The organism is Streptomyces composti (genome assembly GCF_012034205.1).
In the GTDB taxonomy this organism is placed as follows: domain Bacteria; phylum Actinomycetota; class Actinomycetes; order Streptomycetales; family Streptomycetaceae; genus Streptomyces; species Streptomyces composti.
Map to the genome: position 1 here is coordinate 71,221 of NZ_JAATEM010000025.1, position 14,869 is coordinate 86,089.

Below are 14,869 nucleotides of genomic sequence, written 5' to 3' on the forward strand. Positions count from 1 at the left end.
GCGGTCCCGTCCCGCCGGGGCGGCTACTCCTCGAAGGTCGCCGCCAGCGCGTCCGCCAGCCCCGGCACCAGATCGGAACCGGTGAGGACCTCGGTGGGGGAGTCCTTCTCCCGCAGCCGCAGCGCCGACTCCCGGCTGCCGTCGCGCAGCACCGCGACCGTCATCCGGACCTCCTGACGCTCGGGGTGCTCGGCCACCCACGCGTTGAGCGCGGCCTCGTCGAGGTCGTCAGGCACCTCCGCCTCCGCGGACGGCGGCAGCATCAGACGCTCCACGGTCAGGGCGCAGCCGGTCACGGCCTCCGGCCAGGCGATGGTGCCCAGGAACTCGTCGAGCGGCTTGCCCGTTGGAATCTCGTCCTGCTCGATCGGGGTGAGGGCGTCCGCCTCCTGCTCCCCGCCCAGACCGAGCCGGTCGGCGAGCGAGGGCTGCTCGGCGCGCAGCCGGGCGGTGTCGACGAGAGCGAACAGACGTGCGGGGCGGTCCCAGCCGAGGCCGGAGACGTACTCGTCGATCTCGAGCACGGCCCTGGTGAGCGGGCTGGCCGCCATGGGTGTGTTGGACATGGTCACAATCCTCTCTCGTTCCTGGCCGGAATCGGGAACCGAGTAAAGGGTGAGTAAGTTGCATAGGTGTGGGCCCACGATCACGTGGGGCCGCTCACGGTCCACGAACACGCGGGCCTGACGAATCAACAGCGAACTTCGAGGTGCCTACCTTGGCTTTCCAGATGCCGGACCGCGGCGGAGGCCCGACGGGGCCACGGATCAGAGTGGGCCGCCCGTCCCGGCGGGTCCGGACCCTGCTCATGACACTGGGCGTCCTGGCCGTCCTCGGCATGGTCTTCACCATGTTCGCGGGGTTCTGGACCGACTGGCTGTGGTATCGCTCGGTGCACTACTCGTCGGTGTTCACGACGACCCTGTGGACCAAGATCGGACTCTTCTTCGTCTTCGGTCTGCTGATGGCCGTCTCCGTCGGCTTCAACATCTGGCTGGCCCACCGGCTGCGGCCGCCGCTGAGCGCGATGTCGATGGAGCAGCAGAATCTCGACCGCTACCGCATGAGCATCGCGCCCTACAAGAAGTGGCTGCTGCTCGGCATCACCGCGCTGGTCGGTCTGATCGCGGGCGCCTCGGCCTCCAGCCAGTGGCGCACGTGGCTGATGTGGGTCAACGGCGTGTCCTTCGGCGAGAAGGATCCCCAGTTCAAGCTGGACGTCTCCTTCTACGCCTTCGACCTGCCCTGGTACCGCTTCCTGCTCGGCTTCGGGTTCGCCGCGGTCATCCTGTCGGTGATCGCCGCGGCGCTCACCCACTACCTGTACGGCGGCCTGCGGATCACCAGCCCGGGCGCCCGCGCCACGGCCGCGGCCACCGGGCACCTGTCGGTGCTGCTCGGCATCTTCGTCGCGCTGAAGGCCGTCGCCTACTGGCTCGACCGGTACGGCCTCGCGGTGAAGTCCAGCGACTTCAAGGCCACCGACAACTGGACCGGTCTGCGGTACGTCGACGCCAACGCCTATCTGCCGGCCAAGACGATCCTGTTCTGCATCGCGGTGATCTGCGCGCTGCTGTTCTTCGCCACCCTGTGGCGGCGCACCTGGCAGCTGCCGGTGATCGGCTTCGGCCTGATGGTGCTCTCCGCCATCCTGATCGGCGGCCTGTACCCGGCGATCGTGCAGAAGTTCCAGGTCCAGCCGAACGAGCAGGCCAAGGAGGCGCCGTACGTCGAGAAGAACCTCAAGGCCACGCGTGAGGCCTACGGCATCGACGGGACGCAGGTCAGGGACTACCCGGGCGTCAGCCAGAGCGAGGACAAGAGCAAGCTGCGGGACGATGTGGCCGGTGCGGCCAGCATCCGCATCATGGACCCGAACATCGTCTCGCCGACCTTCCAGCAGCTCCAGCAGATCAGGAACTACTACGCGTTCCCGACCAACCTGGACGTCGACCGCTACAGCAAGGACGGCAAGGACCAGGACACGGTCATCGGTCTGCGCGAGCTGAACTACAACGGCATCCCCAAGCGGAACTGGATCAACGACCACTTCCGCTACACGCACGGCTACGGAGTCGTCGCCGCCGAGGGCACCAGCGCCGATGCCGGCGGGCGTCCGGAGTTCACCGAGTCCGACCTGCCGTCCAAGGGCGACCTCGGCAAGTACGAGCAGCGCATCTACTACGGCGAGCGGACGACGACGTACTCGATCGTCGGCGGCCCCCAGAAGGAGGTCGACTACTCGGACGACACCGGCGAGAAGACGTACAGCTACCAGGCGGACAGCGGCGTCAACCTCTCCAACCCGCTGAACCGCGCCGCCTACGCCGTCGCCTTCAGCGAGCCGCAGATCCTGTACTCGGGCGCGATCGGTGAGGGCTCGCGGATCCTGTACAACCGCACGCCCAAGGAGCGGGTCGAGGCCATCGCCCCGTGGCTGACCATCGACGGCGACGCCTATCCGGCGGTCGTGAACGGGCGGATCCAGTGGATCGTCGACGCCTACACGACCACCAACGGCTACCCGTACTCCTCGCGGACGACCCTCGGCGACACCACCGCCGACTCGCTGACCGCCACCAACGACCAGCGTGCGGTGGTGGCCCAGCAGAACCAGGTCAACTACATCCGCAACTCGGTGAAGGCGACCGTCGACGCCTACACCGGTGAGGTCAAGCTCTACCAGTGGGACACGAAGGACCCGGTCCTGAAGACCTGGATGAAGGCCTTCCCGGGCACGGTGGAGCCGCGCAGCGAGATCTCCGGCGAGCTGATGGCGCATCTGCGCTACCCGCAGGACCTGTTCAAGGTGCAGCGCGAACTGCTCACCCGCTACCACGTGAAGGACGCCACCACGTTCCTCTCCGGCAGCGAGGTGTGGCAGGTGCCGGACGACCCGACCAACAAGACGGGCGACGCGGTGCCGCCGTACTACCTGAGCATGAGGATGCCGGACCAGAAGGAGCAGGTCTTCTCGCTCACCACGACGTTCACCCCGAACGGCCGTGACAACCTGAGCGCCTTCATGGCGGTCAACGCCGACCCGGGTACCTCCGACTACGGCAAGATCAGAATCCTGAAACTGCCGACCAGCACCACGGTCTCCGGACCCAAGCAGGTGCAGAGCCAGTTCAACTCGCAGCAGGACATCGCCGAGACGATCCGTCTGCTGCGGGGCGGCGACTCCGAGGTCGAGTACGGCAACCTGCTGGCCGTGCCGCTGGACGGAGGACTGCTCTATGTGGAGCCGGTCTACGTCCGCGGTGGCGGACTGAAGTACCCGCTGCTGCGCAAGGTGCTGGTGACCTACGGCGGCCAGACGGCCTTCGAGGACACCCTCGACCAGGCCCTGGACAAGGTCTTCGGCGGCAAGGGCTCGCCCGTCGAACCGCCGCCCGGCGAGGACGAGGGCGACGGCGAGGAGGAGAGCACCACGCCACCGCCGAGCAGCGACAACCCGACCGTCCGCGAGGCGCTCGAGGACGCGCAGAAGGCCTTCGAGGCCGGCCAGGAGGCCCTGAAGAAGAACGACTGGGAGGCCTACGGCCGGGCGCAGAAGGACCTCGAGGAGGCCCTGCGCAAGGCCGAGAAGGCGCAGTCCGCCCAGGGCGGTGGCGGCGGCTCGGGCTCGCAGAGCAGCCCCAGCCCCGGGCCCACCGCGAGCGATTAGAAAACGGCTGGTCAGTGCCGCCCCGCGCCGTGATACGGTAGTGAACACAACGGCGCGGGGTGGAGCAGCTCGGTAGCTCGCTGGGCTCATAACCCAGAGGTCGCAGGTTCAAATCCTGTCCCCGCTACTGAAGTCGCCGTACGGCGGCACCAAAGGCCCGGATTCCACGAGGAGTCCGGGCCTTTGGCATGGACGAACGCATGTGCCCCGCCCCGCTACGGCCGCGCCACCGACGGGAGTTGAGCGATCTGTGTTTGACTTGTCTCTCTGTGGGCATGTCGACAAAACGCTGAAGTGACCTCACTGGCTGCGGTATACCAGGTGTACCCAGGTTGCAGGTGGTGCGACGATGGACGTTATGGGGGACAAGGCAACTCTGTTCGAGACAGGGCGATTTGAGCAGCCTTCCCACCACGTCGACGGGCAGGAGACCCCGGTGGTGGCGGGGGAGAACGACGACGAGGCGGCAGAGGAGCTGCGCCAGCGGCTCGCCGCCGAGGCCGGCGACGTCGAGGCGATGAGCATCCTCGGCGCCATGCTGCTGCGCCGCGGTGATCTCGACGGAGCCGAACCCCACCTGCGCAACGCCACCGCCGCCGGCGACCGTGCCGCCGCCAACAACCTCGGTGTCCTGCTGCACCAGCGGGGCTACGCCGACGAGGCCGCCGGATGGTGGCGCATCGCCGCCGTCGCAGGATCGGCCGCCGCGGCGCACTCGCTGGGCCGCCACCACCGCGAGCGCGGAGACGAGCCGGCCGCCGAGTACTGGCTGCGGCAGTCCGCCGAGCAGGGCCACACCCTGGGCGCGTACGCGCTCGCCGACCTGCTCGAGCACCGCGGGGACGAGGCCGGGGCCGAGCGCTGGATGCGGGCCGCGGCCGAACGCGGCCACCGCGAGGCGGCATACCGGCTCGCCCGCACGCTGGACCGCCGGGCCGCACACAGGTCCGGCGACGACAACGGTGTCCGGCTGCTGGAGGAGGCCGAGCAGTACTACCGGCAGGCCGCCGCACGCGGCCACCGCCGGGCCGCCCTGCACCTCGGGACGATTCTGGAGAAGCGCGGCGAGCTCAAGGAGGCCGGGCGCTGGTACCTGACGTCCGCCAAGGACGGCGAGCCGCGGGCCGCCTGTGCCCTCGGGTTCCTGCTGAAGGACGCCGGTGACACCGAGAACGCCGCCGTGTGGTGGCTGCGCGCCGCCCAGGACGGCGACGGCAACGCCGCCAACGCCCTGGGCGCGCTGCACGCCGAGCGCGGCGAGACCCAGACCGCCGAGCGCTGGTACCGGGCCGCCATGGACGCCGGCGACGTCAACGGCGCCTACAACCTCGGGCTGCTCTGCTCCGAGCAGGGCCGCACCTCGCAGGCCGAGCAGTGGTACCGCAGGGCGGCCTACGCCGGTCACCGCGAGGCCGCCAACGCGCTGGCGATCCTGCTGCTGCAGGCCGGCGACGAGACCGGCGCGGAGCCGTGGTTCTCCAAGGCCGCCGAGGCGGGCAGCGTGGACGCCGCCTTCAACCTGGGCATCCTGCACGCCGGCCGCGGCGAGGAGGAGGCCGCGCTGCGCTGGTACGAGCGGGCGGCCGCCGCCGGGCACACCGAGGCCGCGCTGCAGGTCGGCATGGCCCGGCTGCGGGCCGGCGACGAGACCGAGGCCGAGCGGTTCCTGCGCTGCGCGGCGGGCGGCGGCAGCGCCGAGGCCGCCTACCGCCTGGCGACGCTGCTGGACGCCCGCCGCCCGCCCGAGCCCGCGCACGAGCTGGGCGAGCCGGTGAACCGGCGCAGCGAGTGCGAGGAGTGGTACGAGCGCGCCGCCTCCCAGGGGCACCGCCGGGCCCAGGTGCGGGTCGGCATGCTGGCCGCGGCCCGCGGCGACGTCGTCGAGGCGGCCCGCTGGTACCGCGAGGCGGCCGAGGCCGGCTCCCGCAACGGCGCCTTCAACCTGGGGCTGCTGCTGGCCCGCGAGGGCAGCGAGCCGGAGGCGGCCGTGTGGTGGACCCGCGCGGCGGACGCCGGACACGGCCGTGCCGCGCTGCGCCTGGCCCTGGTCTACGCGCGGCGGGGCGAGCTCGCCGAGGGGCAGCGCTGGGCCGACCGGGCTGCGGCGCTCGGTCCCCCGGCGGTCACGGAGCGTGCCGTCCGGCTGCGCGACGCCCTGCGGCAGGAGCTGTCGGCCTGAGCCGCCCCTCCGTCCGTGCGGCGGCCGGCGTCCCGTCCGCGGGGCGCCCCGCGCGTCCGTGCGCCAGGCGCCCGGTGTGGTGTCCGCCACTTGCGGAGAAACCGCAGGACACCGCGCGGAAAGGCGATTTGCTTCCTCCCGCGTCCTTGACGTAATGTTGCATTCGTCGACGCGGGGTGGAGCAGCTCGGTAGCTCGCTGGGCTCATAACCCAGAGGTCGCAGGTTCAAATCCTGTCCCCGCTACTGAAGTCCGAGGGCCGGAATCCGAAAGGGTTCCGGCCCTCGGTGCGTTCACCCTTCGGTGAGGACGCCGGGTGTCCGAGGACCGTGTCCGGATCCGGTCGTCGTGCCTCGGGCGCTCCGGTCGTCACACGAATGCAGGCCCCGAGAGCCCCGGCACCGCTGGTGCCGGGGCTCTCGGTCATGTCTGGGTGCCCTACGCCGCCGCGCAGTTGGGGCAGAGGCCGCGGTACGTCACCTCGACGTCCGAGACGGTGAAGCCGTAGCGCTCCGAGTCGGGGAGGTCGGCCAGCGGATTGCCCGTCGGGTGGACGTCCCGGATGGCGCCGCACCGCGCGCACACCAGGTGGTGGTGCGGCCGGTGCGCGTTGGGGTCGTAGCGCTTGGCCCGCTTGTCGGTGGCGACCTCCAGCACCTCGCCGAGCGAGACCAGTTCGCCCAGGGTGTTGTAGACGGTCGCCCGGGAGATCTCGGGCAGCTTGGCGACAGCTCGTGCGTGCACCTCGTCGGCCGTCAGGTGGACGTGTTCGCCGTCGAGGACCTCGGCCACGACACGGCGCTGTGCGGTCATCCGCCATCCACGTCCGCGGAGCCGTTCCAGAAGGTCACTCATGAGACCACCTTAACAGCAGGGGGACCAGGTCCCGAACATGTGTGAACTTGGAGCAATGTTTGACTTAGACGATGTCTATCGTAGGATCGAGCCTGTCTTTAGCCAAGGGACAGGATTGGTCGAGAGTGACGCAGGAGGCGCACGTGACACAGGGACCGCTCACCACGGAGGCCGGGGCCCCGGTCGCCGACAACCAGAACAGCGAGACCGCGGGCGTGGGCGGCCCGGTGCTCGTGCAGGACCAGCTGCTGCTGGAGAAGCTGGCCCACTTCAACCGGGAGCGCATCCCGGAGCGGGTGGTGCACGCCCGCGGCGCCGGCGCCTACGGCACGTTCACCGTCACCGCCGACGTCACCCCGTACACGCGGGCCAAGTTCCTCTCCGAGGTCGGCAAGCAGACCGAGGTCTTCGTGCGCTTCTCGACCGTGGCAGGCAACCTGGGCGCGCCGGACGCCGTGCGCGACCCGCGCGGTTTCGCGGTGAAGTTCTACACCGAGGAGGGCAACTACGACCTTGTCGGCAACAACACCCCGGTGTTCTTCATCCGGGACGCGATCAAGTTCCCGGACTTCATCCACACCCAGAAGCGCGACCCGTACACCGGCTCGCAGGAGGCGGACAACGTCTTCGACTTCTGGGGGCTGTCGCCGGAGTCCACGCACCAGGTGACCTGGCTCTTCGGTGACCGCGGCATCCCCGCCTCCTACCGCCACATGGACGGCTTCGGCTCGCACACCTTCCAGTGGAACAACGAGGAGGGCGAGGTCTTCTGGGTCAAGTACCACTTCAAGACCGACCAGGGGATCAAGAACCTCACCGCCGAGGAGGCGGAGATCCTGGCCGGCAAGGACCCGGACTCCCACCAGCGGGACCTGCGCGAGTCCATCGAGCGCGGCGACCACCCGTCCTGGACGGCCTACGTCCAGATCATGCCGGCGGCGGACGCGGCGACCTACCGCTTCAACCCGTTCGACCTGACCAAGGTCTGGCCGCACGCGGACTACCCGCTGATCGAGTTCGGCAAGCTCGAGCTCAACCGCAACCCGGAGAACATCTTCGCCGAGGTCGAGCAGTCGGTCTTCAGCCCCGCCCACTTCGTGCCGGGCATCGGCCCGTCCCCGGACAAGATGCTCCAGGGCCGCCTGTTCGCCTACGGCGACGCCCACCGCTACCGCGTCGGCATCAACGCCGACCACCTGCCGGTGAACCGCCCGCGCGCCACCGAGGCGCGCACCCACTCCCGTGACGGCCACCTCTACGACGGCCGCCACAAGGGCGCGAAGAACTACGAGCCGAACAGCTTCGGCGGCCCCGCCCAGACCGGCCGTCCGCTGTGGCAGCCGGTCCCGGTCACGGGTGTCACCGGTGAGACGGTCACCCCCGTCCACGCCGAGGACGACGACTTCGTGCAGGCCGGCAACCTCTACCGGCTGATGTCGGAAGAGGAGAAGGAGCGCCTGGTGGCCAACCTGGCGAAGGCCATCTCGGGCGTCACCCGGGACGAGATCGCCGAACGGGCGATCGGCAACTTCCGCCGGGCGGACGAGGACTTCGGCAAGCGGCTTCAGGTCGCGGTGCAGGCCCTGCGCGGCTGACCCGGCGCAGGCCCGCGCCGGGCGAAGGCGGGTCGGGACTCCCCGGGAGCGGGAGTCCCGGCCCGTTCGCATGGGTGGACCGCCGTCAGGCGGGGACTTGCTGGCGCGCCGGGGCCCAGCACTTGATGATGTCGCGCACCGAGACGATGCCGACGGGCTCCCCGTTGTCGCAGACGATCAGATGCCGGAAACCGCCGTGGGCCATGGCCCCCGCGGCCTCCTCCAGAGTCCAGGCCGGTGCGGCGAAGACGACGTCGGTGGTGGTGTGGGCGTGGACGCGCTCCGTGTCCGGGTCCTGGCCCAGACCCACGGAGTTCAGCACGTCGCGTTCGGTGAGGATGCCGATGCCGATGCCGTCGGGGTCGAGGACCACGGCGGCGCCCACACGGCGGGCGGACATCAGGGCGGCGGCCTGGCGGAGGGTGTGGTCGGGGCCGATGGTGAGGACCACCGTGCTCATGGCGTCACGGACGAGCATGGGATGGAGCCACCTCCTACCGGAAACCGTGCGGTGTCGCGGACGCCGGATCCGCTTGTTCACGGTTTCACAAATTCACAAGTGGGGGGACTCTCAGAGTGGCAGGCAAAGCAGGGGGCAACAAGAGGGCGCGCGCGGCCCAAGAGAGCGCGCACGCTCACCTCGTGCCTCTCAGTAGCGCTGGTTCAGATACCCCAGCAACTCGTCGTGGAGCAGCCCGTTGGAGGCCGCCGCGTTGCCGCTGTGCGGTCCGGGCCGGCCGTCCAGACCCGTGAACATGCCCCCGGCCTCGGTCACGATGATCGCGTTGGCGGCCATGTCCCACAGCGACAGCTCCGGCTCCGCGCACATGTCGACCGAGCCCTCGGCGACCATCATGTACGGCCAGAAGTCCCCGTAGGCCCGGGTCCGCCACACCTCGCGGGTCAGGTCGAGGAAGCCGTCGAGCCGGCCCTGCTCCTCCCAGCCGCTGAGCGAGGAGTAGGCGAACGAGGCGTCCGCCAGCTTCGAGACCCGGGAGACCTGCAGCTTGGAGGCGGAGGTGAGGCTGCGGCCGCTGAAGGCGCCGTGGTCCTTCGCCGCCCACCAGCGGCGGCCCAGCGCAGGGGCCGAGACCACGCCGACGACCGGCTGGTAGCCGCCCTCACCGGCCTCCATCAGCGCGATGAGCGTGGCCCACACCGGAACCCCGCGCACATAGTTCTTCGTTCCGTCGATCGGGTCGACGACCCAGCGCCGCGGACCCGTCCCCTCGACCCCGTACTCCTCGCCGAGCACCGCGTCCCGGGGGCGGGCGCGGGCCAGATGACCGCGGACGAGTTCCTCCGCGGCCTTGTCCGCTTCGCTCACCGGCGTCATGTCCGGCTTGGTCTCCACCTTGAGGTCGAGGGCCTTGAACCGTTCCATCGTCGCGGCGTCGGCGGCGTCCGCGAGGACGTGGGCGAGACGCAGGTCATCGAGGTAGTCGGGCATGTGACGACCGTATCTGCCGAGGTGGCGCCGGGGCTACAGGGGGCTCGGGGCGGGGGCGTCCGGATCCTCCCGGCGGCGCGGGCAGGCCCGCCGTGCGCGCCCCCTCCGGTGGCCGCGCGCACCCTTGACAGTGCCTACCACCCCGTCAACTCTGAACCGCAGGGTCGTGAGCTCGCCCCGAGGGAGGCGAAGATGCCTGCAGCGCGGGAATCCCTGCTGGACGCCGCCTACACCGCCCTGGCACGCCGGCCGTGGTCGGCCGTACGGATGGTGGACGTGGCCGCCTCGGCCGGAGTCTCCCGGCAGACCCTCTACAACGAGTTCGGCAGCAAGGAGGGCCTCGCCCGCGCCCTGGTCCGCCGGGAGGCCGACGCCTACCTCGCCGGCGTCGACCGCGCCCTGTCCGGCACCGCGCCACCGGGCGGCCTCACCACGACGGCCACGCTCACCGGTGGCACGGGCCCCACCGGTCCGGGCCGCACCGGAGGACCGGCCCTCTCGGGAGGCACCACCCCCGCCGGGTCCCCGCACCCCGCCGGGTCCCCGCACCCCGCCGGGTCCCCGTACCTCGCCGGAGCCACGGGTCTCACCGGCCCCACGGCCTCGCTGAGTCCTCCCGGCCCGGCCGACCCCCGCGACCGGCTCACCGCCGCCGCCGAGTGGACCACCGAGACCGCCCGCAGCAACGCCCTGGTCCGCGCCATGCTCACCGGCTGCTGGAGCGAGCGTCTGCCGTCCCCGTCCCTCACCCGGGTGCCGTCCAGCTCCGCCGTCCCCGCGCAGCGCCGCGCCGACGGCCCCCTGCCGTCCCCCACCGACTTCGTCGCCCTGGTCCGTGACCGGGCCGTGAGCGCCCTGGCCGGTCCGCGCGCCGGCGCCGGCTCCGAGGGGTACGACCCCGCCGAGCTCGCCCGCGCCTGCGAACTCACCATCCGCATCGCGCTCTCCTGCATCGCCGCGCCGCCGGCCGAGGGCAGCGTCGCCGACCTGGTGCGCGACGCGCTGCACTCGCTCCTCAGTGGGCCGAGCCGGACAGCTGCAGCCCGATCACCCCGATGATCACCAGCGAGATGGACACGATCTTCAGCACGGACACCAGGTCGCCGAGGAAGACCATCCCGTAGATGGCCGTCCCCGCGGCCCCGATGCCCGTCCACACCGCGTACGCCGGACCCACGTCCAGCCGCTTCAGCGCCAGGGTCAGCAGGCCGAAGCTGCCCAGCGCGAACACGCAGAAGGCGATGGTCGGCCACAGGCGGGTGAAACCGTGGGAGAGCTTCAGACACACGGCGAAACCGGTCTCGAGCAATCCGGCCACGATGACCAGCAGCCACGCCATGTGTCGTCCTCCCGTACGCCCGCGCGGGCACCGCCCGTCACGGGCACGAACTCCGGCTCGGTGCGATTATGCACTTACCAGTCGCACGTCAGGACAAACAACGCGGAGCCCGGCCGGCCTTCCCGTGCCGGACGCGGCCCGCATGTCCGGCACCCGCCGCCCCTTCGGGCACACCGATCCCGGCCGCCTCCTCCGGCGGGGTCCGACGAGGCGTCAGCCAGCCGCCGGCTCAGTCGCCTTCCGTCCGCTCCCGCGTCGACAGCAGCCGCCGCAGCGAGTAGAGCCGCGCCGGATCCGCGTGCCCCTCCTCCACCCAGGCGTCCAGGGCGCAGTCCGGCTCGTCGTGACTGCACGCCCGCGGGCAGCCCTCGGTGCCCGGCTCCAGGTCCGGGAACGCTTGGATGACCCGCGAGGGATCGACGTGCGCCAGGCCGAACGAGCGCACGCCCGGCGTGTCGATGACCCAGCCCTCCGCTCCGGCGAGCGGCAGCGCCAGCGCGGACGTCGTGGTGTGCCGCCCCCGGCCGGTCACCGCGTTGACCTGCCCGGTCGTGCGCCGTCTGTCCTCCGGCACCAGCGCGTTCACCAGCGTCGTCTTGCCGACGCCCGAGTGCCCGACGAACGCGGTGACACGGCCCTCGAGATGCTCGCGCACCCGGTCCGCGGCCTCCCCGCTCTCCAGCTCCTCACGGTTGGTCACCACGTAGGGGATGTCGAGATCCCCGTAGAGCTCCAGCAGCTTGCCGGCCGGTGCCAGGTCCGACTTGGTCATCACCAGCAGCGGGTCGAGCCCGCCGTCGAACGCCGCGACCAGACAGCGGTCGATCAGCCGGGGGCGCGGCTCCGGATCGGCGAGCGCGGTGACGATGGCCAGCTGGTCGGCGTTGGCGACCACGACCCGCTCGTAGGGATCGTCGTCGTCGGCGGTGCGCCGCAGCACCGTCCTGCGCTCCTCGATGCGCACGATCCGCGCGAGGGTGTCCTTCTTGCCGGACAGATCGCCCACCAGGGCCACCCGGTCGCCGACCACCGCGGCCTTGCGGCCCAGTTCACGGGCCTTCATCGCCACCACGACGCGGTCCTCGACCAGACACGTCAGCCGCCCTCGGTCGACGGTGAGGACCATGCCCTCCGCGGCGTCCTCGTGCTTGGGGCGGATGTGGGTGCGCGGCCGGTTGCCCCTGCGGCTGGGGCGGGAGCGGATGTCGTCCTCGTCGGTGTGCCTGCCGTAGCGGCGCATGGTGAACCCCTACGCCCCGAGCATCCCGGTCCACAGTTCGGGGAAGTCCGGCAGGGTCTTCGCCGTGGTCGCCACGTTCTCGATCTGCACACCCTCCACCGCGAGCCCGATGATCGCACCGGCGGTGGCCATGCGGTGGTCCTCGTAGGTGTGGAAGACCCCGCCGTGCAGCCGGCGCGGGCGGATGTGCAGGCCGTCGGCGGTCTCGGTGACATCGCCGCCGAGCTCGTTGATCTCCTTGGTGAGCGCGGCCAGCCGGTCCGTCTCGTGCAGCCGCAGATGGGCCACGCCCCGCAGGGTGGACGGCGAGTCCGCGAGCGCCGCCACCGCGGCCACGCCCGGCGTCAGCTCGCCCACCTCGCCCAGGTCCACGTCGATGCCGTGGATCCTCCCGGAGCCGGTGAACACCAGCCCCGCGTCGGTCAGTTCGCAGGAACCGCCCATCTCGGTGAAGATCTCCCGCAGCCGGTCACCCGGCTGGGTGGTGCGCTCCGGCCAGTCCGGGATCACCACCCGGCCGCCGGTCACCAGCGCCGCCGCCAGGAACGGCTGGGCGTTGGACAGGTCCGGCTCGATGGTCAGGTCCCGGCCGAGCAGCGCGCCCGGGGTGACCCGCCAGACGTTCGGCTCCCCGCCGGACTCGGGCGTGTCGACCTGGGCGCCCACGGCCCGCAGCATGTCGACGGTCATCCGGATGTGCGGCATCGACGGCAGCGTCTCGCCGGTGTGCCGGACCTCCACGCCCTGGTTGAAGCGCGGCGCGGACAGCAGCAGCGCGCTGACGAACTGGGAGGACGAGGAGGCGTCGACCTCGACGGTGCCGCCGTCCAGGGCGCCCCCGCCGTGCACGGTCATCGGCAGCGCGCCCCGCCCGTCGTCGTCGATCCGGGCCCCGAGCGCGCGCAGCGCGTCGATGACGCCGTTCAGGGGGCGCTCGTGCGAACGCGGGTCGCCGTCGAAGCGGACGGGACCGTCGGCGAGCGTGGCGACGGGCGGCAGGAACCGCATCACGGTGCCGGCGTTGCCGACGTCGACGGTGGCCGGGCCGCGCAGCCCCGTGGGCAGCACCCGCCAGGCCTCACCGGTGCCGTCCGGCCCCACGCCCTCCTCGATCTCCACACCCATGGCGCGCAGCCCGCCGGCCATCAGCAGCGTGTCGCGGGAGCGCAGGGGGCGGCGCAGCCAGCCCGGCTCGGAGGCCAGGGCGGCCAGCACCAGGGCGCGGTTGGTGACCGACTTGGACCCGGGCACGTGGACCGTCGCATCGACGGCTCCGCTCGCGTGCGGGGCGGGCCAGAGGGCGGTGTGTGCGGGGTTCGGGGCCATGGGGCCACTTTATAAGGAGGCCGCCGGGCCGGTGCGGCGCCATGGGGGCGGGGTGCGCCCGGGCGGCGGAGCGGCAGCGCGGCCTGCGCGCGCCCCCCGGAGAGGCACGTTCGGGGGTGCACGGCCTCCTGGCGGCTCGTCCGGCGTGCGCGCCCTCGGACGGCTCGTTCGGCGTGCGGGCTCTCGGACGGCTCGTTCGGCGTGCGGGCTCTCGGACGGCTCGTTCGGCGTGCGGGCTCTCGGACGGCTCGTTCGCCCCGTGCGCCCCGGACCGGGCGTTCACAGCCCCAGCAGCCAGCGCCCTCCGCCCAGCAGCGAACACACGGACACCGCGTGGAACAGGAAGAACCACATCGCCGCCGGTACGTGCGTCAGCCGGGAGAGCTGGTCGGCGTCCGAGTCCCCGGCCCCGCCCCTGGCCCGCTTCGCCTGGAGCTCGAACGCCGGACGCACCCCGCCGATCAGCAGGAACCACACCACCGCATAGGCGAACGCCGCCTGCACCTGCGGCCCGGTCAGCCAGGAGACCGCCAGGAAGGTCCCCCCCGTGAGCAGCACCGTCACGGCCCCGTAGGCGTTGCGGATCATCACCAGCATCGCGAGGAGGAGCGCGGTCGCCACCCACAGCAGCAGGGTGATCCGGCCCGCGCCCAGCAGCGCCGCGCCGCCGAGGCCGAGCAGCGGGGGAGCGGTGTAGCCGGCCGCCGCGGTGAGGATCATGCCGATGCCGTAGGGCTTGCCGCGGCTGACGGTCAGGCCGCTGGTGTCCGAGTGCAGGCGTATCCCCGTGAGCGTGCGACCGGTGAGCAGCGCCACCAGGCCGTGCCCGCCCTCGTGGGCGATGGTGATCGCGTTGCGGGACAGCCGCCACGACGGATGCCAGACGACCACGGCGAGGGCGGCGACCAGCGTGGCCACCACCACCCACTGATCGGGCTCCGGCTGGGTGCCGGAGACCTCGTCCCACAGCGAGGCGAGCGAGGCGGATGCGGTGCTGACCATGCGTTCCATGTGATCCCGGTGGCTCCCTGCGTGCGGGCGGAGTCTGGCAGTGTGGCACGTCTGTGCGGACGGTACCTGAGACGCCTGTGCGCCAGGGCCCGTTCCCGGCGGGGAACCCGCAGGTCACGGCACCGCCGCGGGCCGGGGACCGGTCCGTTGTCGGTGCCGCCTCGTAAGGTGTGGGGGATTTGAAGACGGTGGGAGGGCGTCGGAC

12 protein-coding genes and 2 tRNA genes are annotated in these 14,869 nt (G+C 71.6%); 6 read left to right on the forward strand and 8 right to left on the reverse strand.

What is annotated here, in order from left to right; translation table 11 throughout:
- Window positions 1-23: 23 nt before the first annotated feature.
- Window positions 24-566 (reverse strand): PPA1309 family protein, encoded by a 543-nt coding sequence (locus tag HCJ93_RS20775; RefSeq protein ID WP_167997272.1) that lies wholly within the window; start codon window positions 564-566, stop codon window positions 24-26.
- A 164-nt stretch (window positions 567-730) separates the two neighbouring features.
- Here HCJ93_RS20775 and HCJ93_RS20780 point away from each other — a divergent pair, with 164 nt between their 5' ends.
- The 4 genes from HCJ93_RS20780 (at window position 731) to HCJ93_RS20795 (ending at window position 6,093) form a co-directional block, all read left to right on the forward strand.
- The gene (locus tag HCJ93_RS20780) at window positions 731-3,670 is read left to right on the forward strand and encodes a UPF0182 family membrane protein (RefSeq protein WP_206317737.1); all 2,940 of its coding nucleotides are present in this window, start codon (window positions 731-733) and stop codon (window positions 3,668-3,670) included.
- A 53-nt stretch (window positions 3,671-3,723) separates the two neighbouring features.
- Window positions 3,724-3,797, forward strand: a tRNA-Met gene (locus HCJ93_RS20785).
- 222 nt (window positions 3,798-4,019) lie between these two features.
- On the forward strand, window positions 4,020-5,849 hold the full coding sequence (locus tag HCJ93_RS20790) for a tetratricopeptide repeat protein (RefSeq protein ID WP_206317719.1): 1,830 nt from the start codon (window positions 4,020-4,022) through the stop codon (window positions 5,847-5,849).
- 170 nt (window positions 5,850-6,019) lie between these two features.
- Window positions 6,020-6,093 (forward strand) — tRNA-Met (locus HCJ93_RS20795).
- 193 nt (window positions 6,094-6,286) lie between these two features.
- On the opposite strand, the gene HCJ93_RS20800 is transcribed toward HCJ93_RS20795, so the two are convergent.
- Window positions 6,287-6,703 (reverse strand): Fur family transcriptional regulator, encoded by a 417-nt coding sequence (locus HCJ93_RS20800; RefSeq protein ID WP_167997274.1) that lies wholly within the window; start codon window positions 6,701-6,703, stop codon window positions 6,287-6,289.
- Between the two features lie 143 nt (window positions 6,704-6,846).
- Here HCJ93_RS20800 and HCJ93_RS20805 point away from each other — a divergent pair, with 143 nt between their 5' ends.
- Window positions 6,847-8,298: a catalase gene (locus HCJ93_RS20805; protein WP_167997275.1), complete on the forward strand. Its 1,452-nt coding sequence runs from the start codon at window positions 6,847-6,849 to the stop codon at window positions 8,296-8,298.
- An 85-nt stretch (window positions 8,299-8,383) separates the two neighbouring features.
- Here the strand turns inward: HCJ93_RS20805 and HCJ93_RS20810 are convergent, their stop codons facing one another.
- The gene (locus tag HCJ93_RS20810; RefSeq protein WP_167997276.1) at window positions 8,384-8,776 is read right to left on the reverse strand and encodes a CBS domain-containing protein; all 393 of its coding nucleotides are present in this window, start codon (window positions 8,774-8,776) and stop codon (window positions 8,384-8,386) included.
- A 171-nt stretch (window positions 8,777-8,947) separates the two neighbouring features.
- The gene (gene hisN / locus HCJ93_RS20815; RefSeq protein WP_167997277.1) at window positions 8,948-9,748 is read right to left on the reverse strand and encodes a histidinol-phosphatase; all 801 of its coding nucleotides are present in this window, start codon (window positions 9,746-9,748) and stop codon (window positions 8,948-8,950) included.
- A gap of 192 nt (window positions 9,749-9,940) precedes the next feature.
- Here hisN and HCJ93_RS20820 point away from each other — a divergent pair, with 192 nt between their 5' ends.
- On the forward strand, window positions 9,941-10,807 hold the full coding sequence (locus HCJ93_RS20820; protein WP_167997278.1) for a TetR/AcrR family transcriptional regulator: 867 nt from the start codon (window positions 9,941-9,943) through the stop codon (window positions 10,805-10,807).
- On the opposite strand, the gene HCJ93_RS20825 is transcribed toward HCJ93_RS20820, so the two are convergent.
- From HCJ93_RS20825 to HCJ93_RS20840, 4 genes are all read right to left on the reverse strand, one after another.
- Window positions 10,764-11,087 carry a DMT family transporter gene (locus tag HCJ93_RS20825; protein WP_167997279.1) on the reverse strand — a complete coding sequence of 108 codons (324 nt, stop codon included), beginning with the start codon at window positions 11,085-11,087 and terminating at the stop codon, window positions 10,764-10,766. The genes HCJ93_RS20820 and HCJ93_RS20825 overlap by 44 nt on opposite strands.
- 229 nt (window positions 11,088-11,316) lie before the next feature.
- Window positions 11,317-12,327 carry a ribosome small subunit-dependent GTPase A gene (rsgA, locus tag HCJ93_RS20830; RefSeq protein ID WP_167997280.1) on the reverse strand — a complete coding sequence of 337 codons (1,011 nt, stop codon included), beginning with the start codon at window positions 12,325-12,327 and terminating at the stop codon, window positions 11,317-11,319.
- A gap of 9 nt (window positions 12,328-12,336) precedes the next feature.
- Window positions 12,337-13,653, reverse strand: coding sequence for a 3-phosphoshikimate 1-carboxyvinyltransferase (gene aroA / locus HCJ93_RS20835; RefSeq protein ID WP_167997281.1), 1,317 nt, complete (start codon window positions 13,651-13,653; stop codon window positions 12,337-12,339).
- A gap of 279 nt (window positions 13,654-13,932) precedes the next feature.
- Window positions 13,933-14,655, reverse strand: coding sequence for a M50 family metallopeptidase (locus HCJ93_RS20840; RefSeq protein WP_167997282.1), 723 nt, complete (start codon window positions 14,653-14,655; stop codon window positions 13,933-13,935).
- Between the last annotated feature and the right edge of the window lie 214 nt (window positions 14,656-14,869).

What these genes read in the sequence shown, in the direction of transcription:
- aroA (WP_167997281.1), bottom strand. Translation starts at nt 13,653, where the DNA reads ATGGCCCCGAACCCCGCACACACCGCCCTCTGGCCCGCCCCGCACGCG.
- hisN (WP_167997277.1), bottom strand. Translation starts at nt 9,748, where the DNA reads ATGCCCGACTACCTCGATGACCTGCGTCTCGCCCACGTCCTCGCGGAC.
- HCJ93_RS20840 (WP_167997282.1), bottom strand. Translation starts at nt 14,655, where the DNA reads ATGGTCAGCACCGCATCCGCCTCGCTCGCCTCGCTGTGGGACGAGGTC.
- HCJ93_RS20820 (WP_167997278.1), top strand. Translation starts at nt 9,941, where the DNA reads ATGCCTGCAGCGCGGGAATCCCTGCTGGACGCCGCCTACACCGCCCTG.
- HCJ93_RS20825 (WP_167997279.1), bottom strand. Translation starts at nt 11,087, where the DNA reads ATGGCGTGGCTGCTGGTCATCGTGGCCGGATTGCTCGAGACCGGTTTC.
- HCJ93_RS20790 (WP_206317719.1), top strand. Translation starts at nt 4,020, where the DNA reads ATGGACGTTATGGGGGACAAGGCAACTCTGTTCGAGACAGGGCGATTT.
- HCJ93_RS20800 (WP_167997274.1), bottom strand. Translation starts at nt 6,703, where the DNA reads ATGAGTGACCTTCTGGAACGGCTCCGCGGACGTGGATGGCGGATGACC.
- HCJ93_RS20810 (WP_167997276.1), bottom strand. Translation starts at nt 8,776, where the DNA reads ATGCTCGTCCGTGACGCCATGAGCACGGTGGTCCTCACCATCGGCCCC.
- HCJ93_RS20775 (WP_167997272.1), bottom strand. Translation starts at nt 566, where the DNA reads ATGTCCAACACACCCATGGCGGCCAGCCCGCTCACCAGGGCCGTGCTC.
- HCJ93_RS20780 (WP_206317737.1), top strand. Translation starts at nt 731, where the DNA reads ATGCCGGACCGCGGCGGAGGCCCGACGGGGCCACGGATCAGAGTGGGC.
- rsgA (WP_167997280.1), bottom strand. Translation starts at nt 12,327, where the DNA reads ATGCGCCGCTACGGCAGGCACACCGACGAGGACGACATCCGCTCCCGC.